The organism is Nocardia sp. NPDC024068 (assembly GCF_040638875.1).
In the GTDB taxonomy this organism is placed as follows: Bacteria; Actinomycetota; Actinomycetes; order Mycobacteriales; family Mycobacteriaceae; genus Nocardia.
On sequence record NZ_JBEZYU010000072.1, the window covers coordinates 1 to 23,348 of the forward strand.

The 23,348-nt window shown below is 65.6% G+C and carries 23 protein-coding genes and 1 tRNA gene; 19 read left to right on the plus strand and 5 right to left on the minus strand.

Features of this window, described 5'->3' with window-relative positions; genetic code table 11:
* The first annotated feature begins 555 nt into the window (after positions 1 to 555).
* Positions 556 to 1,395, plus strand: coding sequence for a DUF6551 family protein (locus AB0F41_RS28895; RefSeq protein WP_357429263.1), 840 nt, complete (start codon positions 556 to 558; stop codon positions 1,393 to 1,395).
* Positions 1,396 to 1,607: 212 nt separating this feature from the next.
* Here the strand turns inward: AB0F41_RS28895 and AB0F41_RS28900 are convergent, their stop codons facing one another.
* The 4 genes from AB0F41_RS28900 to AB0F41_RS28915 all read right to left on the minus strand — a co-directional run bounded on the left by AB0F41_RS28900 (position 1,608) and on the right by AB0F41_RS28915 (position 5,076).
* Positions 1,608 to 2,348: a hypothetical protein gene (locus AB0F41_RS28900; protein WP_357429265.1), complete on the minus strand. Its 741-nt coding sequence runs from the start codon at positions 2,346 to 2,348 to the stop codon at positions 1,608 to 1,610.
* A gap of 289 nt (positions 2,349 to 2,637) precedes the next feature.
* Complete coding sequence (locus AB0F41_RS28905) at positions 2,638 to 2,796, minus strand: hypothetical protein (protein ID WP_357429267.1); 159 nt, start codon at positions 2,794 to 2,796, stop codon at positions 2,638 to 2,640.
* 640 nt (positions 2,797 to 3,436) lie between these two features.
* Positions 3,437 to 4,243 (minus strand): PP2C family serine/threonine-protein phosphatase, encoded by an 807-nt coding sequence (locus AB0F41_RS28910; RefSeq protein ID WP_357429269.1) that lies wholly within the window; start codon positions 4,241 to 4,243, stop codon positions 3,437 to 3,439.
* Entirely contained in the window at positions 4,240 to 5,076 is an 837-nt protein-coding gene (locus AB0F41_RS28915) for a sigma factor-like helix-turn-helix DNA-binding protein (protein WP_357429271.1), read from the minus strand. Before AB0F41_RS28915 ends, AB0F41_RS28910 begins: the two co-directional genes overlap by 4 nt.
* A 174-nt stretch (positions 5,077 to 5,250) precedes the next feature.
* Between AB0F41_RS28915 and AB0F41_RS28920 the strand changes: the two genes are divergently transcribed.
* Genes AB0F41_RS28920 through AB0F41_RS28970 form a run of 11 tightly spaced genes read left to right on the plus strand, consistent with a single transcriptional unit; the run spans position 5,251 to position 13,507 of the window.
* Complete coding sequence (locus tag AB0F41_RS28920) at positions 5,251 to 5,709, plus strand: hypothetical protein (protein WP_357429273.1); 459 nt, start codon at positions 5,251 to 5,253, stop codon at positions 5,707 to 5,709.
* A 14-nt stretch (positions 5,710 to 5,723) separates the two neighbouring features.
* Positions 5,724 to 5,969: a hypothetical protein gene (locus tag AB0F41_RS28925; RefSeq protein ID WP_357429275.1), complete on the plus strand. Its 246-nt coding sequence runs from the start codon at positions 5,724 to 5,726 to the stop codon at positions 5,967 to 5,969.
* Positions 5,969 to 6,625 (plus strand): DUF2637 domain-containing protein, encoded by a 657-nt coding sequence (locus AB0F41_RS28930; RefSeq protein ID WP_357429277.1) that lies wholly within the window; start codon positions 5,969 to 5,971, stop codon positions 6,623 to 6,625. Before AB0F41_RS28925 ends, AB0F41_RS28930 begins: the two co-directional genes overlap by 1 nt.
* Positions 6,622 to 7,935, plus strand: coding sequence for an FtsK/SpoIIIE domain-containing protein (locus AB0F41_RS28935; protein WP_357429278.1), 1,314 nt, complete (start codon positions 6,622 to 6,624; stop codon positions 7,933 to 7,935). The genes AB0F41_RS28930 and AB0F41_RS28935 overlap by 4 nt, the downstream gene beginning before the upstream one ends.
* Positions 7,932 to 9,407, plus strand: a complete 1,476-nt coding sequence (locus AB0F41_RS28940; protein ID WP_357429280.1) for a DNA cytosine methyltransferase — start codon at positions 7,932 to 7,934, stop codon at positions 9,405 to 9,407. Before AB0F41_RS28935 ends, AB0F41_RS28940 begins: the two co-directional genes overlap by 4 nt.
* A gap of 2 nt (positions 9,408 to 9,409) precedes the next feature.
* Positions 9,410 to 9,619, plus strand: a complete 210-nt coding sequence (locus tag AB0F41_RS28945; protein WP_357429282.1) for a hypothetical protein — start codon at positions 9,410 to 9,412, stop codon at positions 9,617 to 9,619.
* Positions 9,616 to 9,783 carry a hypothetical protein gene (locus tag AB0F41_RS28950; RefSeq protein WP_357429284.1) on the plus strand — a complete coding sequence of 56 codons (168 nt, stop codon included), beginning with the start codon at positions 9,616 to 9,618 and terminating at the stop codon, positions 9,781 to 9,783. Before AB0F41_RS28945 ends, AB0F41_RS28950 begins: the two co-directional genes overlap by 4 nt.
* Complete coding sequence (locus tag AB0F41_RS28955) at positions 9,780 to 10,424, plus strand: hypothetical protein (protein WP_357429286.1); 645 nt, start codon at positions 9,780 to 9,782, stop codon at positions 10,422 to 10,424. Before AB0F41_RS28950 ends, AB0F41_RS28955 begins: the two co-directional genes overlap by 4 nt.
* The gene (locus AB0F41_RS28960) at positions 10,424 to 12,082 is read left to right on the plus strand and encodes a replication initiator (RefSeq protein ID WP_357429288.1); all 1,659 of its coding nucleotides are present in this window, start codon (positions 10,424 to 10,426) and stop codon (positions 12,080 to 12,082) included. Before AB0F41_RS28955 ends, AB0F41_RS28960 begins: the two co-directional genes overlap by 1 nt.
* Positions 12,083 to 12,095: 13 nt before the next feature.
* The gene (locus AB0F41_RS28965) at positions 12,096 to 12,299 is read left to right on the plus strand and encodes a DNA-binding protein (RefSeq protein ID WP_357429289.1); all 204 of its coding nucleotides are present in this window, start codon (positions 12,096 to 12,098) and stop codon (positions 12,297 to 12,299) included.
* On the plus strand, positions 12,299 to 13,507 hold the full coding sequence (locus AB0F41_RS28970; protein ID WP_357429291.1) for a tyrosine-type recombinase/integrase: 1,209 nt from the start codon (positions 12,299 to 12,301) through the stop codon (positions 13,505 to 13,507). The genes AB0F41_RS28965 and AB0F41_RS28970 overlap by 1 nt, the downstream gene beginning before the upstream one ends.
* 42 nt (positions 13,508 to 13,549) lie before the next feature.
* Here the strand turns inward: AB0F41_RS28970 and AB0F41_RS28975 are convergent.
* Positions 13,550 to 13,636: transfer RNA gene (locus tag AB0F41_RS28975), tRNA-Leu, on the minus strand.
* A gap of 221 nt (positions 13,637 to 13,857) precedes the next feature.
* Between AB0F41_RS28975 and AB0F41_RS28980 the strand changes: the two genes are divergently transcribed.
* From AB0F41_RS28980 to polA, 7 genes are all read left to right on the plus strand, one after another.
* Positions 13,858 to 14,454, plus strand: coding sequence for an ANTAR domain-containing response regulator (locus tag AB0F41_RS28980; protein ID WP_357429293.1), 597 nt, complete (start codon positions 13,858 to 13,860; stop codon positions 14,452 to 14,454).
* A gap of 270 nt (positions 14,455 to 14,724) precedes the next feature.
* Complete coding sequence (locus AB0F41_RS28985) at positions 14,725 to 15,912, plus strand: branched-chain amino acid ABC transporter substrate-binding protein (RefSeq protein ID WP_357429303.1); 1,188 nt, start codon at positions 14,725 to 14,727, stop codon at positions 15,910 to 15,912.
* 93 nt (positions 15,913 to 16,005) lie between these two features.
* Positions 16,006 to 17,043: a branched-chain amino acid ABC transporter permease gene (locus AB0F41_RS28990; RefSeq protein ID WP_357429295.1), complete on the plus strand. Its 1,038-nt coding sequence runs from the start codon at positions 16,006 to 16,008 to the stop codon at positions 17,041 to 17,043.
* Complete coding sequence (locus AB0F41_RS28995; RefSeq protein ID WP_357429297.1) at positions 17,040 to 18,446, plus strand: branched-chain amino acid ABC transporter permease; 1,407 nt, start codon at positions 17,040 to 17,042, stop codon at positions 18,444 to 18,446. The genes AB0F41_RS28990 and AB0F41_RS28995 overlap by 4 nt, the downstream gene beginning before the upstream one ends.
* 41 nt (positions 18,447 to 18,487) lie before the next feature.
* Entirely contained in the window at positions 18,488 to 19,483 is a 996-nt protein-coding gene (locus AB0F41_RS29000) for an ABC transporter ATP-binding protein (protein WP_357429305.1), read from the plus strand.
* Complete coding sequence (locus AB0F41_RS29005) at positions 19,480 to 20,238, plus strand: ABC transporter ATP-binding protein (RefSeq protein ID WP_357429299.1); 759 nt, start codon at positions 19,480 to 19,482, stop codon at positions 20,236 to 20,238. The genes AB0F41_RS29000 and AB0F41_RS29005 overlap by 4 nt, the downstream gene beginning before the upstream one ends.
* A 126-nt stretch (positions 20,239 to 20,364) precedes the next feature.
* Positions 20,365 to 23,109, plus strand: a complete 2,745-nt coding sequence (gene polA, locus AB0F41_RS29010) for a DNA polymerase I (protein WP_357429301.1) — start codon at positions 20,365 to 20,367, stop codon at positions 23,107 to 23,109.
* Positions 23,110 to 23,348 lie beyond the last annotated feature (239 nt).

The following is a 23,348-nucleotide window of genomic DNA, read 5'->3' on the forward strand; positions in this document are numbered from 1 at the left end:
TGTCAGCCCTCGAAGCGCATGTGGCGAAGCCACGAGTCTCGAGGGCTGACAGCAGACGCCAAGAGGGCCGAACCCCGCGCGCGCCAGCGCGCCAAAAATACAGTGCCGAGTGTGGGACTCGAACCCACACGTCCTTTCGGACAACGGTTTTTGAGGTTGACATGCTGCTTAGTGGCAGGTCGCGGGGTCGTTGGTCAGATTGGGTAAATCGCTGTGAACTGGCGAAATGCTCCGTTGAGAACGTTGGCGGGGTGGGTCCTTTGTGCATCTACTGCGGACCGATTGCGGACCGCTTCCGCTTAAGAGTGTGGTCATGCTGAGCCAGTCGGCCAGCTTTTTTTTGACTTCGCCTCGGGAGTCCTGGGCAATTGTCGCTCCTCGCGGAGCGCTCGGACAAAATCACTTCTAGGCTGGTTCTGGCCACGACCTGAGCGAGCAGGGCGACCTGGGTGCTACGGTAGGCCATAAAATTTTGCATAGGTCTTAAAATGTATGTAGGCTAGAGGAAACTTCGGCCCAGGCGGGACCTGAAGGTGAGCCGGTTGGAGTAACGACATGGACAAGCACTTCGAACAGGTTAGGGTCGCCGACCTCACCGTCGATCCGTCGATGGATACCGGGCGCCTCTACATGCAACGCGATGAGATCACTGCCTGGACTGAAAAGATCGCCGAAGACTGGGATCCGGAGATGCTACTCCCGGCTCTGGTCTCGAAGCGTAGGGACGGAACCCTCGTAATCATCGATGGTCAACACAGCAACCAGGCGTGCATCAACACGGAGGGCCCGGACTTCCTTCGGGACACGATGGTTTATGAAGGCCTGAGCGTCCAGCAGGAGGCGAAGCTCTTCCTGGCTGCGAATAAGCACCGCAAGCCGGTTAAGCCATTCGACAACTTTCGGGTCTCGCTAACGGCGGGCGACCCCATCGCCATCCGTGTCAATGAAGAAGTGCAGTCCCTCGGCGGCGATCTGCAGGTAGCTGCCACTCCGAGCACAAACCGCGTCGGCGCTGTCCAAGCTCTGCTTGCGATGGGTAAGAACCCGGGGATGGTCAGTCGAGTGTTGAAAGTGGTGAGTGAGGCTTGGGGACGCGATGCCAGCACTTGGGACAACATTGTCCTGCGTGCGGTGGCCATGGTGCTCGATTGGCCCGGAAACTGGGAACTTGCAGAAGACGCCCGGCTCGTCAAGGTTTTGAAACGCGGAGGTTCTCCCACCATCTGGAAGCAAAATGCGGTGCGCCAGAGGGAAAGCGGCGGTGGCTCGACCTCTCGGTCGACGCCCATGGCGAAGCAGATTGTGCAGGATTACAACGAAGGCGTGGATCGCGAGAAGATGCTCCTGACAGGCCGGCCCAAGAGGGCTCGGTCCAGTTCAGAGTCCGTGTCGTAGGTAACCTTCGTTGTCATTCGAGCAATCCGCAATCGCGGGGATGCATGCGCCAGATGGGGCCTGGGCACGTAGATCTGGGTGATTTCTCGGCCGTCTCCGGTGGCCTGGCGAAACACAACCGAATATCGCTCTGAGCTGGGCAGGAACATCTTTGCAGTTCTGCCCAGTTCTTCGGTGTTCCGTGACCCTCACGGCCTGGATACGGCCTGAGGCTACATTTCCTGTGCGTGATCGGTCTTCGGGCTCGAGTCTGGTCGATCGGGCGCAACATGCCGTTGTGGCTGCTCGTCCGCGACGGCCAGCTTTTCTGTCGGTGGCGGTACGATGGAAGTAGCCGGAGGGGCAGCCTCAGCTGTTTCTTGCCGACGTTTGGCCAGGTTGGCCTGAGCGAAACGAAGGATCTCGTCCACCTGGCTATTCGTTCGGATCCGAAGCTCGTGGACTTTCTCAACAGCTTCAACCATGTTCGTCCATTCGGCGGGGGTACGGCTGCTGACCAGCTCCTCTTGCGTGGCGATTGTCGAGACGATCGCTGCGTGGAGCGAGGGTTCGTCAACAACCAACTGAGCCGCCCACAGCGCGCGCCGCAGGTTCATCTGTGCATCGCTGTGCAACTTCGCCCCTGCCCGTATCGCAATTTCTGCGTCCGTGGCCTGTGCCTGGTTGCTGGGTCCGGGTATGAGTCGGCGTCTCACCAGAGCACGGAAGTCATTAGCAGCAGTAGCCCAGATAGTGGTCTTGTGCAGGACTTCTAGGATCGCGTCGCGCACCTTGTCGTCATGTGCCTCACGGAGGTCCTTCTCATACCGCTCATCTGTGCGCTTGAGCGTCCGGTAGTTCCAGTAGCTGGCTACCCCGACTGCCACAAGGCCGACAACGATAGTGCCCGCACTACCCCACCCTTGGGTCAGCCGAAGCCCCTCCGCCTGGATCACCGTGTTCGCAAAGTCCATGCGGCGAAATTACCGGGGAACCGACGAATTGGCCCTGCTGGGTGGTGGTCTGCGCATGCAGGGGCTGGCTTCCCCGCCTGCCCCATAGGGCCTGCCTTTCTCGCGTAGAGGCTCCGCGGTCAAGGGTGGCGTAGCCATCACGTAGTGACGCCGGAGGCGCCCTTGAGGGTGGAGGGGCGCGGGAACACAATGCAGGTCACCACCGAGTAGGGCCACGCGGCCGGAGGTCGCGCAGTAGTTCGTTCGATGCGTTGAGCACGCGAAAAGGGGGCCGAAGCCCCCCTATCGGTCAGGGAACGATCCGGTCCTGATCCCACCAGACCAGGACGTCGAGGTAGGCGGCCAGGCAGTCGGCGCACACCGGCTCCGCGATCTCGGGCATGACATCGGTGGCGGGGTTCGTGCAGGTGGAGACGTAGCAGACCGGGGTAGCCGTGGTGACGTTCATGTGGTGATCCTCCTGATCGGGGTGCCTGACTGAGGGCGTCTCGATCACGGGTGTGGTGGGTGTCCAGGGTGGGCGAATGCCCATCGCGTAGCGACGCCCTCGGCGCCCTGGACTCCCACCACAGCTGTGATAGCTCTCGGATTAGTCAGGCATCCCGATCAGGAGGATCACTGGTGAGCGTCACGACCAAACCCGCTCGCTACGTCTCCACCTGCACGAACCCCGCTGGTGACCCACAGCCGAGAACCTTGAGACGAACGCGGCGATCCGTGACCATCTCGGCGGACTGGGGCGGGACCACAGCCGGTTGACCGGATACGGGGCAGGCGGATTCGTGGGCGGCTGCGGGAGGTAGGTCGGGTACGGCTCTCGTCGTGCCCACACTTCTCGGTTATCGAAAACTCGGCAATCTCGGATCGGTGGGTGTCGGCGCAGCGTGCCGCCGACGCACCGCCGCGCCCGGCGCCCGCCAGCGTAGCCAGGGCGCCGGCTGCGTGGCGTAGTGCGGCGGCGGCGCGCAGCGCCGGCGCCTCTTGATCCTGTATGGCGAAATTCGGCAACCACTTCAAGAAGGGGCGGGTTCAGTGGAACAGCCGTGAATCAGTCCAGAGCCGGACTGCTGGCGGATCGCGAGGTTCGCTCAGTCGCTCTTGGCCAGGCGAACGACGGCTATGGTCTTGTCGTCGTGGCGCTTCGATCGCGGCAGCTGAACACCATCGGGATCGGTCTCGGCTTCCCACTGGTGTGTGCGCCCGAGCAACTGTGCAAGGCCGTGATCATCGAGTCTGGCGACTTCTGCCCATGCGATCCGTAGTGGCGTGAGCGGGTCCACGGCCCCGTCTGTAGCGAGTATCGCCCAGTTGACTCGATCCGCTGGATATTGGCGGACGATCGAGTGTTGAGCGGCTTCGGGGTCCGCTTCGGCAATCCAGTAACCGTGGTGCTTGTTTCGACGCTGACGCTGCTTGAGTTGCAGCGATCGGAGCACAGCGAAGTGATCGGAGTCGTACCCGTGGCCGGCCTTCAGATGCTCCCGGTAGGACTGGGACTCTGGGAAGTCGAGTGAATCGAGTCGTTCGTCTGAGATGATGTCCTGCGTCCCATCGGTGCATCCGATGATTGCGGGCGAATCGCCGAGGATCAACGTTTCGACCGTATCGGCGTCGGTGCGGATGATCGCGACCGTGCTGGATGGTGCCCGTCCTCCGGGGCGGAGGCATAGCCTCTCAGCGGTCGATTCGATGGCTGCCGCGAGAACGTCGGATAGGCCGCTTGAACTGGTCAGGCGTCCACACAGTTCGTATCCGAGAGTATCGACATACTCGTGTGCGGATGGATAGTCGGGGTCGTGCGATGTTGCGCCGTCCAGTACGACTACCGCACGGTCGGTGATGAACAGCCGGTCCTCGCCGGAACCTTCCTGGAGTTGGGCACCGTGGACGTTCATGGCTTTTCCACGTACGGCCCGACGATGATCCGACTATCGGTCACCGCGAAGCTGTCATCAAACTCGCATTCGACAACGCCGTTGACGAAGGTGGCTTTCGGGTCGAACACGGCCTTGACGTTGTGGTCCAGCCAATGGGCCACGCCGAGCGAGCCCACGCTGGTGATGCCGGCGATGTGAACGATGACGCGTCCACCATCTTGGCGGCGCGAGAAGTACCCGATGTCGTTCCGGATAGAGCTGTCGCGACGATACGGCGAGGAATGCCGTAGTCCGGTTCGCGAATCGGTGATCCACCAACCGTCGTCATCGCGCTCGAAACCGAGTATCGAATCGCCCTCCAGGAGGCGCCGGGCGATCGGAGCCGATTTTGGTCCACAAACAATCACGCAGTCGCCCTCTGGCAAATCCTCACGATCAGGATCGATCGAGAAACCCTCGACGGCCAGCACCAACCGACCAAGCGTGTCTTCGAGCGTGTCCTGAGTTGCCTGGTCACTGCCATCGATGAATGGACGTTCGCGGCCGTCCTCAAGCCCGAATCGTCGTGGAATGCCGACCGCAACCGGGCCAACGCCGAAGAACGCCCGTTCTTCCCGGGGTGCGGATGACCGAATCTGACTGACCCGCCCCTGCGTAATCCCGAGTAGCTCGGCGATCTCCTTGTAGCTCATCCCCCGGTCGCGGTGGGCTTCCTCGATCGCGGCCTTTCGCGCGCGGGCTAGCTCGTTCCCACGCTGCTGATAGAAGGCCATCAGCTTCGTTACGCGCTGACCACGGCGGATCGGATCAGGATCGTTCCGTGCCTGGTCAAAGTCGTCGGGGGTAGCCACAGGACCAGTGTAGACGGTGACTTTAGGGGGGTATTGCATTCGGTCGCCAGCAGGCGTATCGTCTTCTTTATCCCCCTAAAGTATCCACAACACCAAACGACCAGCCCATCACTTTAGGGGGATAAAGTGATCTTTAGTTGGGCTGATCATCAGCTGATCAAAGGAGTTTCAGAGATGGCGATGAAGAATCTGTGGTTCACCCCGGCGTTCGAGGAAGCGTTCCCGAAGGGCCTGTTCCTGCTCGGTGATGTCGAGCCGATGACGGAGTTCAACTCCGACCGCAACGCGCCGAAGCGGCAGCGTCTGGACCTGGATAACGAGGGCAACGGCACCGGCAAGCGGCTGTGGAAGGCCACGGTCACCGATCCGGCTGCCCCGAACGCCCGGCAGGCCAGTTTCGATCTGGTGTTCGTCGCCGATCAGGTGCCGGTTCCCTCGGCACCGGAGGTCGCGCCGGGTATGCGCCCGCTGGTGTTGGAGGGCTTGCAGGTCAAGCCGAAGATCGCCGGTCAGGGTGAGTTCAAAAGCATCGGCTGGAACATCCGCGCGACCGGCATCGCCGGGGACAACTCGGGTTCGAAGCAGGCGCCGGCTGATCAGGGTGCTGCGCGTCCGTCCGGTAAGGCTGCGTGATCGCCATGTCGTTCATGCGGACAATCGTGTCGGGGTTCGACGGGCCGGAGGTCGCCTACATGCCGCGCCGGGTCTCGGAGACGGTGGGGACGGTCTCGGCAAGCGTCGATATCGGATTCGCCGGGAACTTCGATGCTCGGCTGCATCTGTCGATCGAGGATGCCCGGTCGCTGGCCGAGCAGTTGCCCGCGGTCCTGGCACAGCACGAGGCGGCCGAAGCGGCTGAATCCGCTGCTGTTGTGGATTCCGAGGCGGCGTGATGCGGGCGGCGGATCAGTCGGCGAAGATGCGTCTTCTTACGCACGGGTTCGCCGCACTCATCATCCTGGGCGTGGGGGCGGCAGCGTTCCGGCTGTCGTTCTCCACCCTGGAAGACCTCGCCCGCCTGGCCCGGATGCCCGCCGATGATGCGTGGCTGTTCCCGCTGATCGTCGACGGCACCATCCTGCTGGCCACCGTGGGGCTGCTGGTGTGCGCCCACCACAAGGCTGAGCGTCGGTTCTTCCTCGGTGTGCTGGTGGTCGGCTCGCTGGTCTCGGTGGCGGGTAACTCGGTCCACGCGGTCACTGCCGGTCAACCTTTACCGGGCTGGGCTGCCGCGTTGGTGGCGGCGGTCGCTCCGATATCGCTGCTGGTCGACACCCACGGCCTGGCCCTGTTGTTCCGGGTCGCTGCCCGCCAGCGCGCCCAAGCCCAGACAAAGCCCGAATCGGCTCCCGCACCGGTCCCTGCTCCGGTGGCCGATTCCGCTCCGGAACCGGTTCCCGAACCTGTCCCTGCGCCTGCGTTGGTGGCCGATCCGGTTCCGGCGCTGGCCCCGGCACCTGCGGTGGTGCCTTCTCGTCCCCGTCCTCGTCCCATGCGACCGGCTCAAACGATGCTGCCGATCGCTGTCCCTGTGGGGGGTACCTCATGATCTCGCCCGACCTGCTCATCCTCGGAGGCTCCGCCGCCCTATCGGCTGGCATGCTGTTGCGCTGGCGTCACCTCGATGGAAAACATCAGCGCACCACCACCAACCACGCTGCCGGGGTGCCGGTGGCTCTCGGTCCGGCTGCCTCGATCGTTACCGACTCCGCGCAACTCGCGCTGATGTGGCCGGCCCTCGGGCTCGGCTCGTGGCAGTCGGGGTATCCGAACGTCACTGCCGCCGATCTCACCGAATCCGGGATGCTGGTCGAGGTCCAGATGCTGGGCGGCCAGGCGTTGAAGGACTGGAACAACGACGCCACCCGCGACGCCCTGGCCCATTACTTCGCGGTTCCCGATATCGAGGTGTCCTCACCCGCACCCGGGTTCGTGCACCTGCACCTGCGCACCACCGACACCCTCGCCGCCCCGGCCCCGGTCACCGATCTGCTGGCCTACGGGGTGGATCTGGAAGCGGTCCCGGTCGGAGTGACCGAAGACCATGACGTGTGGCGGCTGCGGGTCCTCTACGGCCATATCCTGCTGGCCGGCGCGATGGGCTCCGGCAAAGGCTCGGTGCTGTGGTCGCTGCTCAACGGCGTCGGCCCCGCGATCAAGGCCGGGCTGGTGGATGTGTGGCTGGCCGATCCGAAGGGTGGCGCGGAGTTCGGGCGCGGGGAGAACAAGCTGTTCGTCCGGTTCGCGGTGGACTCGCGCTCGATCCTCACCATGCTCGGCGAAGCGGTCACCGCGATGCAGGACCGCCTGTCCCGGATGCGCGCGGCCGGTATCCGCAAACTCGTCCCCTCCACCGATGAACCGCTGATCCTGATCGTCATCGACGAAGCGGCGTCGCTGTCCGCGTATGCCGATCGCGAGGAGCAGAACGAGTTCCGCCGGCTGACGGGGTTGCTGCTGTCGCAGGGCCGCGCGGCCGGGGTGTCGGTGATCGCCGCTCTCCAGGACCCGTCCAAGGAGACCATGCCGAACCGGCAGCTGTTCCCGATCCGGATCGGACTGCGCCTCGATGAGCCCACACAGACCGCGATGGTCCACGGCCAGGGCGCCCGGGATCGCGGTGCCCGCTGCGACGAGATCTCCGAGCACACACCCGGCGTCGGCTACGTCGGCGAAGACGGCACCACCGGATTCACCCGGGTGCGGGCGTTCTGGGTCTCCGACGACGACGCCGACCGGATCGTGGACACCTACTCGCCTGCGGTGCCGGATCTGGCGCCGAAAGCCGACTATTCGGGGTTCGACCCCGACGACCTCGGTGACCTCGGTGACGATGAGCAGGGACCGGTGGCGGCATGATCACCGTGACCGATCTGTTCTGCGGCGCCGGCGGCTCCTCCACCGGAGCGATCCAAGTCCCCGGGATCCGCGTCCAGCTCGCCGTCAACCACTGGACCCTGGCCGTGGAGACCCACAACGCCAACCACCCCGACACCGACCACGATTGCGCGGACCTGTCCCAGGTCGACCCCCGCCGCTACCGGACCTCGGACATCCTGTGGGCGTCACCGGAATGCACCAACCATTCCGTGGCTCGCGGTCGTCGCCGGAACGTGGATGCGCAACCGGACCTGTTCGGCGACATCCTTCCCGATGCTGCGGCGGAGCGGTCGCGGGCGACGATGTGGGATGTCGTGCGGTTCACCGAACACCACCACTACCGCGCGATCGTGGTCGAAAACGTCGTGGATGCCGCGAAGTGGGTGCTGTTCGATTCGTGGCTGACCGCCATGCACGCCCTCGGGTATCGGCATCGGGTCGTCTACCTCAACTCGATGCACGCCCACGCCGCCGGAGCCCCGGCCCCGCAGTCCCGCGACCGCATGTATGTCGTGTTCTGGCAAACCGGCAACCCCGCCCCAGATCTCGACCGCTGGACCCGACCCACCGCATGGTGCCCCGGCTGTGAGACGACGGTGCGGGCGGTGCAGGCGTGGAAGAACCCCACCCGCCCGTGGGGCCGGTATCGCGCCCAGTACGTGTGGCGCTGCCCCTCGGTCACCTGCCGCAACACGATCGTGGAACCGGATTGGCTGCCCGCATCGTCGGTGATCGACTGGAGTTTGCGTGGCCAGCGGATCGGGGACCGGGCGAAACCGCTGGCTATCAAAACGATGCGCCGTATCGAGGCCGGGTTGGCGCGCTATCAAGATGATGCGACCCGGGTCTGCCACTCCCGAAACCACCTGGTCAACGGCTCCCGTTCCCGGGCGTTGTTGATCCCGGCCGGGGGCACCTGGCGCGACGGTGCGGTACCGGTCGGTCAGGCGATGCCAGCACGTACTACCCGTGAAACTGATGCCCTGCTGGTCCCGGTGGAGGGCCGCGACGGCAAACACGCCCAACCGGCTGGGGCGCCGATGCGGACGATGACCACCCGCTCGGAGACCGGGATCCTGGTGCCCTACTACGGCAACGGCACCGCCCGCCCCATCTCCGACCCGCACGGCACCGCTACCGCCCGGGATCGGTGGGCGATGGTCATCCCGCTCCGCAACCACAACACCGCCAAAACCATCGCCGAACCGCTCGACACCATCGCTGCCGCTGGCACCCACCACGGACTGACCACGGCGGCTCCTCGGGTGGAGGACTGCGAGTTCCGCATGCTCGAGCCCGGCGAGATCAAACAGGCGATGGCCTTCGACGCCTCCTATCTCATGGCGGGCAACCGCCGCGAACAGGTCCGTCTGGCCGGAAACGCCGTCACCCCACCTGCTGCTCGTGACCTGCTGTCCGCGGTCGCGGAATCCCTCGGAACGGAGAACTGATCATGACGCGCAAGCACACCACCTCGAACCCCGCTACCGCCGATGTCGTGGACCTGGCCGCTCGTCGCCGCTGCCGCGCCGAACGCGCCGGATGCGATCCCGTGTCGGTAGCCGTGCAGATGTTCGCTGACACCGGCGAAGTGCCGGGCTGGGACTTCCCCGCCTACCACGACACCGGCGACGACCCCGACGGATCGGGGTGGGCCGCATGACCAACCAGCCGAAACCGGTCCGCCGGGAGCCGCACCCGATCGTCACAGCTGCCGCCGAACAGCTCCGCAGTCCACGGGGCCGCCGGACTCGTAAGGACCTGCACGAACCCTGCACCGATCAACTGCCCCTGTTCGACCCGCCCGACCCGGAGAACCTGAAATGACCGTCCACACTGTCAAACTCGCCCGCGACCAGAAACGCGACCCGTTCGACCTGATCGGACTCGCGGTCCTCAACACCGGCTGGTACCTGCTCCTCGGGTGGGCCGTCGCCATCCACTGGGCGCTCCTGTTCCCGGTCATCTCCGCCCCGATCGCCCTCGCCCTCACCGCGGGTGTGGTGTTCGGGTGGCCGATCGGGTTGGCAACCGGCCTCGCCGGCGGTCTCCTGGTGGCCGGGTTCCGGCGTCGTTTCCCGGACCTGTTCGCCCGCTGGGTCACCGATCGGGCCCGGTCCCGGTTCCTGACCTGGTGGCGGTATCGCCGCAACTGGGCCCGCCGGATGAAAGCCTGCCGCCTCACCGTCACCACCGACACCGGCGTCCAGGTCCCGAAGCTGCTGGCGGTGGGTATCGGTGACTGCACCGACCGGGTGCGGTTGCGGATGCTGGAAGGCCAAACCCCCATCGGTTGGGCCAACAGCGCCGAAGCCTTCGCCCACGCATTCAGGGCCGAGCAGGCATATGCCCACATCGTCGGCCCCGCCACCGTCGAACTCGTCGTCCGCCGCGGCGACGCCCTCGCCGACACGGTGTTGCTGCCGCGGGTGGATCACTGGACCAAACCGAAGGGGGAAGCTGCCTGATGTCCTCGCCTACCTCGACTACGGCCGGGGTCCCGGTCCGGCAGACTGCGGCCGAGCGTCGTAGCCTGCCGGATTTCCGGGGTGTCGCCGAAGCCACCGCCGAGAAGTTCGGTGTGTGCACCCGGCCGCTGATCATGAAGGTGTTTGACCCCGAGGTCGGCCGGAACAACTACGTCGGTGTGCCGTGCAAGGCGACCCTGGAATCGGTGTGCGCCCCGTGCGCGATGCGGAACAAATTCCTGCGGGTCACCCAGTGCCGGGAGGGCTGGCACCTCGATGCCGAACCCGTCGTTGAGCAGCGCGACCCGACCGATGCCCAAACCGATCTGCTGACCGCCCGCGCGGACCTGTTCACCACCTACCAGCAAGCCAAATCCGAGGGTGATACCGCGATGATGGCGGCGGTCCAGGAGGTCGTGGCGGATCTGGATGCGGAGATGAAGGAATCCGGTTTCCGTGGCCGGCTGCCCGCCCTGGACAAGCCGGAGAAGACCCGCCGCACCCGCTCGACCCGTCGGCGCCAGGACGCCCCGGATCTGCCGCGCCGCAAGGTGTCCAAGCAAACGATCGGGCGCCAGTTCGCCGGGAAGTTCCGGCCCTCGATGTTCGTCACCCTGACCATGCCCTCCTACGGGCCGGTCCGCTCCGACGGAGCACCCCGCCACCCCGACAGCTACGACTACCAGGCCGCGGCCCGCGATATCACGTTCTTCGCTCAGCTCGCGGACCGCTGGATTCAGAACCTGCGCCGGGTGGTCGGGTTCAACGTCCAGTACTGGGGCACCATCGAACCGCAGAAACGCGGCGCCCCGCACCTTCACATCGCCCTGCGCGGCGCGATCTCCCACAAGATCATCCAGCAGGTCACCGCCGCCACCTACTTCCAGGTCTGGTGGCCACGGTTCGACCCGGCCGACGAGATGTACCCCGGCGACGTCGTGCCCGTCTGGGATGCGCAGCAAGCCACGTTCGTGGATCCCGATACCGGGACTGCGCTGCTCGGTTTCGAGGACGCGCTCGACGTGCTCGGCGGGATGGATGAGTGGGAGCCGGCGCATGTGGTTCGGTTCGGGGAGCAGGTCGATTCCAAGGGCATCCTCGGCGGAACCCAGGAAGCCACCCGCCATATCGGCTACATGACCAAGTACCTCACCAAGTCGGTCACCGAAGTCCTCGAACCCGAAACGCAAGCGGCGGTCGACCACTACGACCGGTTGCACGCCGAGCTGCAGCACGTCCCGTGCTCGAAAACCTGTCCGGTGTGGCTGCGCTACGGCATCGTCCCCGTCGGTGCCACAGACAAAACCGTCCCGGGCCGCTGCCGCGGCAAGACTCACCGCCGGGATCTGCTCGGTACTCCGGGGAAGCGGACCCCGAACTCTCGCCAGTGGTCGGGCAAAACCCTCCCGGATCACCGCGCGGATCGGGTGGAGTTCGTCCGGGCACTGCTCGCCGAGTACGGCATCGAGAAACCCGACAACCCGAACCTGCGGTACTCGCTGGTCAAGCCGGGTGACAAGAACGTTCCGCCCCGAGATCACATCATCATGGCCTCGATCGCCCAGCGCATCGCCTGGCGCGCTGAGTACAACCGGGTCCTGCTCGACGCGGGGCCACCAGAGCATCTCGAAATCTCAGCAATTCCGGAAGCGGCGTAGGAAGGGGAATCTGATGGACGAGCAAGAGGTCTACCTGAGGGCGAAGGACTGCGAGGCGCTGACCGGTATTCCGGCGGCTACCTGGCGGTGGTGGGCGCACGTCGGGCAGGGTCCGGCCAGTTTCAAGCTCGGGCCGCGCCGGCGGGTGTGGCGGAAGTCGGTGGTCCTGGCTTGGATCACCGAGCAGGAGAAGCTGACCAGTACCGAGGTGGCCTGATGCCGACTCGACGTAACCCGCGCTCGGGGGTCGAGGATCGCTGGTATCCGACTGTGGTGGTCGTGGATCCGGTGACCGGGGAGAAGTCCAAGAAGAAGGTCAAGTCCGAGCGCTGCGGGAAGGGCAAACGCTGGCGCGCCCGGTACGTGGATCCCAACGGGGTGGAACGGTCCCGATCGTTCGACACGAAAGCCGCGGCTCAGAAGTTCCTCGACGGCGATGTGACCACGAAGGTCGTCACCGGGACCTGGGTGGATCCGGACCGTAGCGGCGTGCTGTTCGAGGTCGTCGCCGAGAAATGGTATTCCACGAAGAAATTCCGCAAACCGAAAACGGTGGCCGGCTATCGGTCCCTGCTCGATCGAATCATTCTGCCGCGCTGGGGTTCGACTCCGCTTCGAGATATCGAATTCGAGGATATCCAGGAATGGGTGGTGACCCTGTCGGAATCCGGCAGTGCACGGTTTCAAGGCCGGGGATTGTCGGCGTCCCGGGTGATCCAGTCGTACCAGGTGCTCAGCCAAATCCTGCGGTTCGCGATCAAGGCGAAGCGGCTGGCGATCAATCCGGCCGAAGACGTCGACCTGCCGTCGATGATCGCGGGGGAGCGGCGCTATCTGAACCACCTGGAAGTGATGAAGCTCGGAATGGCGGCAGGCCGGTTCCGTCCGCTGGTGCTCACCTTGGCGTATACCGGCTTGCGGTTCGGTGAGGCCATTGCATTGCGTACCTCGGACGTGCTGCTGGATCAACGACGGATCCGGATCAGTCGTTCGGCAACTGCGGTGACCGGTCAGGGGATGGTGGAAACCGACACGAAGAACCACACCACCCGAGTGGTCCCGATACCGGGTCTGCTGGCGAAGGACCTAGAAAAACTCCTGACAGGGCGCCGGGCCGAAGCGCTGGTGTTCCCGAGTCACAAGGGCGGGTTCCTGACCTCGACGGAGTTCCGGTGGGTGTTCGACCCGGCTGCGAAAGAGGTCGGGCTCACAGGTGTTGTCCCGCACGGGCTCCGTCACACCGCGGCCTCGCTGGCCATCAGCGCCGGCGCCAATATCAAGGTCGTGCAGCGGATGCTCGGGCACAAGACGGCCACGCTGACGCTCGATCTGTACGGGCATCTGTTCCCGGATGATCTGGACTCGGTGGCCGACGGAATGGACCGTGGGGCTCGTGCTGCTGCGGACTCCCTGCGGACTGCGTGAGGGGGAGAGGAATGGTCTGGCATCGGAAATGCCATTCGACCTTGGTGCCGAGTGTGGGACTCGAACCCACACGTCCTTTCGGACAACGGTTTTTGAGACCGTCGCGTCTGCCAGTTCCGCCAACTCGGCGCACCGGTTGCACATGATATCCCCTCGAACCCCCGTTTACCGAATGGTGGGGTCCTAGGGCGCCCTGGTGGCCACTTTGCGCAGGGTACGGGTACTGGCGGTCCGGGTGAAAGGTAGTCTTTACAGCACCCGATCGCGTGACGGCGGATCGACGGCCGTGGATCGGCCGGATCCGCCGTCCGCGGTATCGGGACGAGGCATCGGAACCAGAGGGGTCGTTTATGAGCACTAGTGCGGACGCCGCGGCGAAACGTGTGGTCGTCGCCGAGGATGAGGCGTTGATCCGGATGGATCTGGTCGAGATGCTGACCGAAGAGGGGTATCGCGTGGTGGGGGAGGCCGGCGACGGCCAGCAGGCCGTGGACCTCGCGGTGGAGCACCGGCCGGATCTGGTGATCATGGATGTGAAGATGCCGCGGCGCGACGGGATCGATGCCGCCGCCGAGATCGCGTCGAAACGAGTTGCGCCGGTGGTGATCCTGACCGCGTTCAGTCAGCGTGATCTGGTGGAGCGGGCCCGTGATGCCGGTGCGATGGCGTATCTGGTCAAGCCGTTCACCAAATCGGATCTGGTGCCGGCCATCGAGTTGGCGGCCAGCCGGTTCCACGAGATCACCGCGCTGGAGAGCGAGGTGGCGGGGCTGTCGGAGCGGCTGGAGACCCGCAAGCTGGTGGAGCGGGCCAAGGGTGTGCTGATGCAGACCCAGGGGCTGAGTGAGCCGCAGGCCTTCAAATGGATTCAGCGCACCGCGATGGATCGGCGGACCACGATGAAGGCGGTGGCCGAGGTGGTGCTGGAGAACCTCACCCCGCAGTAGGCCCTATAGTCCGCGCGTTCGTTCTTGTCGCCTCGGCCGGTGCTGTTTTTACTTCTCCGAAACACAAGCCGGAAAACAATTTGCGACGACATCATGCCGATGATCCGAATGTGACGCGGGATCAACATGGCGAGGTTATGTTTCTCACGAGCCGGCGTGGCCGGCTCCCTCGGCCGGCCGGGGTTTTGATGAGGAACATAGGGGAAGATCGTGCTTGGTTCGATATGGCTGTCGGGGGTGTCGCGCCGCGGCCGCACCGCGCGTGCGCTGATGGGTGTCACCGCGGCGGCGGCGCTGGTTCTGACCGGATGCAGTGAGAAGACCGCGGGTGATACGGAGGGGGCCGATACCGGCGGATTGTCCATCCAGCCGTTGCTGCAGGTCGACGACGCGGGTAAGGAGGTCCCGGCCGCCGATACCGCCGCCGCGGCCGATCCGGCCGGCGACGGTTCCGCGACCTGCCCGCCGACCACCTCCGTCGCCATGGCCGGTGCGCTGACCGGCCCGGACGCGGCTCTGGGCATCAATATCGTCAACGGTGTGAAGCTGGCGCTGGATCAGCACAACAAGGCCAATCCGGGCTGCCAGATCACGCTGAAGGAATTCGACACCGAGGGCGATCCGCAGAAGGCCAGCCAGGTGATCCCGCAGATCGTCAACGATCCCTCGGTGATCGGGCTGGTCGGGCCGGCGTTCTCCGGCGAGACCAAGGCCACCGGACAGATCCTCAGTGACGCGGGGCTGGTGTCGGTGAGTTCTTCGGCCACCAACGCCACCCTGACCGAGAACGGCTGGAAGTCCTTCTTCCGCGGTCTGGCCAACGATGACGTACAGGGACCGTCGGTGGCGAAGTACCTGGTGGATACCGCCGGGTACAAGAAGGTGTGCGTGGTCCAGGACAACACCGATTACGGTGTCGGCCTGGCCGCCAGTATCACCGAGGGGCTGGGTGCGGCCGCCGATCCCGCGTGCGCGGCGAGCATCAAGAAGGGTGACAAGGACTTCTCCGCCACGGTCACCAAGATCTCGGGTGCGCAGCCGGACGCGATCTTCTATTCCGGTTATTACGCCGAGGCGGCGCCGCTGGTGCAGCAGTTGCGGTCCGGCGGGGTGGACGCGACCTTCGTGTCCGCCGACGGCACCAACGACCCGCAGTTCGTCTCCCAGGCGGGTGGCTCCGCGAAGGGCGCCGTGCTGTCCTGCCCGTGTGGTCCGGCGCCGGACGAATTCGCCACCGCCTACGAGGAACTGCACGGTCAGGCGCCGGGTGTGTACTCGGTGGAGGCCTACGATCTGGCGACCATCCTCGCCCTCGGTATCGACGGCGGAAAGCTGACCCGGCCCGATCTGCTGGAGTTCGTGCGCGGCTACAGCGGTGACGGGCTGGCGCGGCATTACCAGTGGAATGCCGACGGCGAACTGTCGAACGCGCTGATCTGGATCTACGAGGTCGGATAGCGGGTTCGCGAGCGGTGCGCGCGCCCGAGGGTGCCGGGGCGCGTACCGCTCGCTGCTCGCAAGTGGGCCGACGATGATGAGGGCGGATTACGAATGACAGCATCCATGCCGGCCGAGGTGGCCGTCTGGGCGCAGGGATCGATCGATTTCAACTACGAGGGCGTGATCGATCAGTTCTGGAGACTGACGGTCGACGGCCTGTCCTACGGGGCGATCTACGCGCTGGTGGCCGTGGGCTACACCCTGGTCTACGGGGTTCTGCGGTTGATCAACTTCGCGCATTCCGAGGTGTTCATGCTCGGTATGTTCGGGCAGTACGTGGGACTGATGCTGCTGGGCTTCGCGCCGAGTGGCAACGTCTACAGCGAGGGCGTTGTCCTCACGGTCACCTATCTGGCGCTGGCAATGGTCTTCGGTATGGCGGTCTCCGGTGCGGCCGCGGTGGGGCTCGAACGCGTGGCCTACCGGCCGTTGCGCCGGCGCGGCGCCAGACCACTGACCTTCCTGATCACCGCGATCGGCATGTCCTTCGTGCTGCAGGAATTCGTGCATTTCATCCTGCCGAAACTGTGGCCGGATCTGGGCGGCACCAACGCTCAGCAGCCGATCATGCTGGTCGAGCCGTCGGTGCAGTTCACCATCGGCGGCGCCGAGGTCACCAATGTGACCCTGGTGATCGTGGTATCGGCGGTGGCGCTGGCGGTGCTGGCCGATGTGCTGGTCAACCGCACCCGATTCGGGCTCGGTATCCGCGCGGTGGCCCAGGATCCCGATACCGCGACGCTGATGGGTGTTTCGCGGGAGCGGATCATCATGCTGACGTTCCTCATCGGCGGTCTGCTGGCCGGTGCCGCCGCGATGCTGTTCGTGCTGAAGATCCCGAACGGCATCATCTACTCCGGCGGTTTCGTCCTCGGCATCAAGGCGTTCTGTGCCGCTGTGCTCGGCGGGATCGGGAACCTGCGGGGCGCGCTGCTGGGCGGGCTGGTGCTCGGCGTGGTGGAGAGCTACGGGCAGATGTTCTTCGGGACCGAATGGCGCGATGTGGTGGCGTTCGTGGTGCTGGTGCTGGTGCTGTTCTTCCGGCCGACCGGCATTCTCGGTGAAAGTCTCGGGAGGGCCCGCACATGAGCACAGCGACAACCGCGACCGCCGGACGGCGCGGGCTCGGCGACGAGATCCGCGCCTGGTGGGCCGGGCTGAGCCGGCCGGCGCAATGGGCGGTGGGGGTGCCGGCGCTGGTACTGCTGGCCCTGCTGCCGCTGTTCCCGCCGCCGCTGCTGGATACCCCGGGTACCAGTTTCGGTGGGGTGATGGCGCAGTTCGCCATGTACGCGCTGATCGCGATAGGTCTCAATGTCGTGGTCGGCCAGGCCGGGCTGCTGGACCTCGGTTATGTCGGCTTCTACGCGGTCGGTGCCTATACCGTCGGCCTGCTGACCAGCCCGAACAGCCCCTGGAACCAGACCGACGGCGGGTGGCTGAATTCCGACTGGGCCTGGCTGGCCTGTGTTCCGCTGGCGATTCTGGTGACCGCGGTCGCCGGATTGATCCTGGGGTCGCCGACGCTGCGGCTGCGGGGTGACTATCTCGCCATCGTGACCCTCGGATTCGGCGAGATCGTGCGGTTGCTGGCCGACAATCTCGGCGAACTGACCAACGGAAGCCTGGGTCTGTCGGGTATCGCCTATCCGCGGGTGGGGGAATCCGAGACCCATCCCAACGGCGTGTTCTCCGCCGGCAACGTCGGCAACCCGGACAGTTCCGATCTGCTGGAACGGGCCAATTCCGGTACCTGGTGGTATTGGGTCGGCATGATCGCGGTGGTCGCGGTACTGCTGCTGGTCGGCAACCTGGAACGCAGCCGGGTGGGGCGGGCCTGGGTGGCCATCCGTGAGGACGAGGACGCCGCCGAGATCATGGGTGTGCCCACGTTCAAGTTCAAACTGTGGGCGTTCATGATCGGCGCCGGAATCGGTGGACTGTCGGGCGCCCTGTTCGCCGGACAGGTGCAGTTCATCAATCCGACCGGATTCAACATCATCAACTCGATGTTGTTCGTGTGCGCGGTGGTGATCGGCGGATCCGGCAACAAGCTCGGGGTGATCGTCGGCGCCTTCCTGGTGGTGTATCTGCCGAACCGGTTGATGTCGGTGGAGATCGCCGACGACGGCACCACCGGATATGTGCAGCTGGCGATTGTGGCGGTCGTGTTCGTGGCGCTGCTGGCGGGCTGGCGGCTGTGGGCCCGGAACCTGACCGGTCTGCCGCGCTGGGCCTATCTCGCGGTGTCGGTGCTGGCGGCGGTGTACGCGGTGCTGCTGCTGAGCAGTGTGCTCATGACCTATGCCGGTGGCGCGAAGAGTCTCGGTGACCTGAAGTATCTGTATTTCGGTATCGCACTGGTGGTGATGATGATCCTGCGACCCCAGGGCCTGTTCCCGGTCCGGCAGAAGCTGCTCGCCTACGGCAGGCAGATCGTCCGCGCGGTTCGCCGCCCGGTGGGCGGCCCGACTGCGGAGGCGGCATCGTGACCGGACCCCACGCGGGCGACGCCCTGTTCGACAACGAGGATATGGCCGCGGGGTATGCCGCGCCCGCGCCCGCGCCGGGCTCGGCGGGGGTCGTGGATGTGACCGCCGTCGATCCGGCGCTCGGCGATGCCGAGACCGTGGCCGAAGTGGTGGCCGCGCACCGTGCGATCCGGACCGAGGTGGGTGAGCCGCTGCTGAGCACGCAGGATCTCACCGTGCGCTTCGGTGGGCTCACCGCGCTGGATTCGGTGAGTTTCGACATCCGGCGCGGGGAGATCCTCGGTCTCATCGGACCCAACGGCGCCGGGAAGACCACCTGCTTCAACGCGATCACCGGTGTGTACCGGCCGGCCGCGGGCACCGTGTACTTCGACGGAAAACCGCTGACCAAGACGAAGCGGAACGCGATCACCCGGCTGGGGATCGCCCGCACCTTCCAGAACGTCCGGTTGTTCGGGGAGATGACCGCCCTGGAGAACGTGGTCGTGGGCACCGACGCCCGCCATCGCACCTCGGTGGCAGGGGCCATCCTGCGCAGCGCCCGGCATCGGCGGGAGGAGCGCGACGCCGTCGAACGCGGTATGGCGCTGCTGGAGTTCGTGGGTATCGCGCCGCGCGCGGTCGAGAAGGCCCGCAACCTCTCCTACGGCGATCAGCGGCGGCTGGAGATCGCGCGGGCCCTGGCCACCGAGCCGAAACTGCTGTGCCTGGACGAACCGGCCGCCGGATTCAACCCGAGCGAGAAGTCCGCGCTCATGGATCTGATCCGCAAGATCCGGGACGACGGTTTCACCGTATTGCTGATAGAGCACGATATGCGGCTGGTGATGGGCGTCACCGATCGCATCGTGGTGCTGGAGTTCGGCCGCAAGATCGCCGACGGGCTGCCCGCGGACATCCGCACCGATCCGGCCGTGATCGCGGCGTATCTGGGTGTGCCCGACGACGAACTGACCGATGCCGACGTCTCGGCGTCCACGGTCGCGCTGCGCGCGGAGCGGGACGAGGAATCCGGCGGAACGGAGGAACGGCGATGAGCGCGGCGGGCGCCGGGGGCGAGAAATTCGGCGTGGAGCCGCTGCTCGAGGTCGAGGATATCGTCGTTCGGTACGGCAGAATCCAGGCACTGCACGGTATTTCGCTGCGGGTCGCGGAGGGGGAGCTGGTGACCCTGCTGGGCGCGAACGGCGCCGGTAAGACCACCACCATGCGTGCGCTGTCGGGACTGCTGCCGCTCAGTGGTGGGCGGATCCTCTTCGAAGGTCGTGATATCAGCCGGTTGAAGGCGCACGAACGGGTTCTCGCCGGATTGGTCCAGGCACCCGAGGGCAGAGGCGTGTTTCCCGGGATGACCGTGCGTGAGAACCTCGATATGGGTTGTTATGCAAGGCCGTTCAAGAAGAAGACCGATCACGACGCGGCCCTGGAGCGGGTGTTCGGGCTCTTCCCGCGCCTGCGGGAACGGCAGAAACAAGTCGGCGGCACCCTGTCCGGCGGCGAGCAGCAGATGGTGGCGATCGGCCGGGCGCTGATGGCGCGGCCCCGGCTGCTGCTGCTCGACGAACCGTCGATGGGCCTGGCGCCGATGATCATCCAGCAGATCTTCCGGATCATCGCCGAGATCAACGCTACGGGTACCACGGTGCTGCTGGTGGAACAGAACGCCCGGCAGGCCCTGGCGCGCAGCGACCGGGGCTACATCATGGAGACGGGTGAGGTCACCAAAACCGGGCCCGGCCGGGAACTGCTCGACGATCCGGCGGTCCAGGCCGCGTACCTCGGCGTCGGCTGACGCGCGGGTCGTGCGGGCCGCGGGTGGGCCGCTACGACCCGGCGAGCGCCGGGACCGACCGTGCCCGTGGTCCGTCGCTCCGGCGGCCTGCCCGGTTGTCGGGGGGAGTCCCTAGACTCTCCGGGTGTGACCCCACCGACCACCGCGCAGCCGACCGCCCCTGCTTCCGCCGATGCCTCCGGATCCTCGGGGGAGCGGCCCAGGCTGCTGCTATTGGACGGGCACTCGCTGGCGTACCGGGCGTTCTACGCGTTGCCGGCGGAGAACTTCCAGACGGTCACCGGTCAGACCACCAACGCGGTGTACGGCTTCACCGCCATGCTCATCAACCTGCTGCGCGACGAGAAGCCCACGCATATCGCGGCCGCGTTCGACGTCTCCCGCCAGACCTTCCGGGTGGACGCCTACCCGGAATACAAGGCGAACCGGTCCAAAACGCCCGACGAGTTCCGCGGCCAGGTCGAGCTCACCAAGGAGGTGCTGGGCGCGCTCGGGGTACCGGTGATGGCGATCGAGGGTTACGAGGCCGACGACATCATCGCCACCCTCACCACCCAGGCCGTGCCCCAGGGTTTCCGGGTTTCCATCGTCACCGGTGACCGCGACGCGATCCAGCTGGTCAACGACGATGTCACCGTCCTCTACCCGAAGAAGGGCGTCTCCGACCTCACGCGTTTCACACCCGAAGAGGTCGTGGGCAAATACGGACTCAGCCCCACCCAGTACCCGGACTACGCGGCGCTGCGCGGCGACCCCAGCGACAATCTGCCCGGTATCCCCGGCGTGGGGGAGAAGACCGCCGCGAAGTGGATCCGTGAATACGGCGATCTGAACACCCTCGTCGACAAGGTCGACGAGGTGCGCGGCAAGGTCGGCGACGCGTTGCGCGCCAACCTCAGCAGTGTGGTGCTCAACCGTCAGCTCACCGAAATGGTCCGCGACGTACCCCTGCCCTACACGCCGGACCAGCTGGCCCAGGGCGCGTGGAACCGGGAACGGATCCATCAGCTGTTCGACGATCTGGAATTCCGGGTACTGCGCGACCGGCTCTTCGAGACGCTCGCACCGCCGACCATCGAGGCCGAGGCCGGCTTCGAGATCAGCGGCAGCACACTGGAACCCGGCAGTATCGGCGATTGGCTGGCCGAACACGCGAAAGCGGAATCCCGGCACGGACTCTCCCTGTCCGGAACCGGCGTACCCGCCGCCGGTGATGTCCGGGCCCTCGCCATCGCCGGTGCCGACGGGGAATCCGGCTATGTCGATATCACCGCCCTCACCGCCGAGGACGAGGCCGCACTGGGCGCCTGGCTGGCCGACCCCACCCGGTACAAGGCGCTACACGAGGCCAAGAGCGCGATACACGCCCTGCGTGGTCGCGGCTGGACCCTCGCCGGACTCACCAGCGATACCGCGCTCGCGGCGTACCTGGTCCGGCCCGGTCAGCGCAGCTTCAACCTCGACGATCTCTCGCTGCGCTACCTGCACCGCGAACTACGCAGCGAAACCGACGCCACCCCGCAGCTGTCGTTGCTCGACGCCGAGGACGCGGTCGACGCCGAACTCGCGCAGAACGAGATGCTGCGCGCCCGCGCCGTCGCCGACCTGGCCGATGCCCTCGACACCGAGCTCGCGAAGATCGAATCCACGCCACTGCTCGACGAGATGGAACTGCCGCTGCTCGGCGTGCTCGCCGAACTCGAGGACGCCGGAATCGGTGTCGACACCGACCGCCTCGGCGAACTGCAGCGGCAGTTCGCCGACAAGGTCACCGAAGCCGCCGACGCCGCCTACGGGGTCATCGGTAAACAGATCAACCTGGGCTCGCCCAAACAGCTGCAGGTGGTGCTGTTCGACGAACTCGATATGCCGAAGACCAAACGCACCAAAACCGGCTACACCACCGACGCCGACGCGCTGGAATCGCTCTACGAGAAGACCGAGCACCCGTTCCTGCAGCATCTGCTCGCCCACCGCGACGCCACCCGGCTGAAGGTCACCGTCGACGGCCTGCTCAAAGCCGTCGCCGACGACGGCCGCATCCACACCACCTTCAACCAGACCATCGCCGCCACCGGCCGGTTGTCCTCCACCGAACCGAACCTGCAGAACATTCCGATCCGCACCGATACCGGCCGGATGATCCGCGACACCTTCGTCGTAGGCGACGGCTACGAATCGCTGATGACCGCCGACTACAGCCAGATCGAAATGCGCATCATGGCCCACCTCTCCGGCGACGAAGGCCTGATCGAGGCCTTCAACTCCGGGGAAGACCTGCACAGCTTCGTCGCCTCGAAAGCCTTCGATATCCCGATCGGCGAGGTATCCCCGGAACTGCGCCGCCGCATCAAGGCGATGTCCTACGGCCTGGCCTACGGGCTCAGCTCCTACGGACTGTCCGCCCAGCTGAAGATCAGCACCCAGGAGGCGAAGGAGCAGATGGACATCTATTTCTCCCGCTTCGGCGGAATCCGCGACTACCTGCAGGCCGTGGTCGAACAGGCCCGCAAGGTCGGCTACACACAAACCCTCTTCGGGCGCCGCCGCTACCTGCCCGACCTCGACCACAGCAATCGCCAGCGCCGCGAAGCCGCTGAACGAATGGCCCTCAACGCCCCCATCCAGGGCACGGCCGCCGACATCATCAAAGTCGCGATGATCAACGTGCACCGCGCCCTGGCCGATTCCGGCCTGCGCTCCCGCATGCTGCTGCAGATCCACGACGAACTCGTCTTCGACGTGGCCCCCGGTGAACAGGACCAACTCCGCGAACTGGTCCTGGACAAAATGTCCTCCGCCATCGAACTCTCGGTCCCCCTGAGCGTCTCGGTCGGCGTCGGCCGCAGCTGGGACGCTGCCGCACACTGAAATATCCTGGACGGATGCGACCATCCGGATAAAGACGTGAGATGTCCGCGAAGGCGGCCCCGTACTACGCAGCGCCCGGGCCCGCTACCAGCGTCACCACCCGGTTCCGATCCGAATCGGGCTCAATCCATTGGATGGGTCACGTTCTCGGTGCCGAGTTCAGCGAGGCCCTGAAAGGGTTCGGCCCGCGTCTGCTGTCAGCCCTCGAAGCGCATGTGGCGAAGCCACGAGTCTCGAGG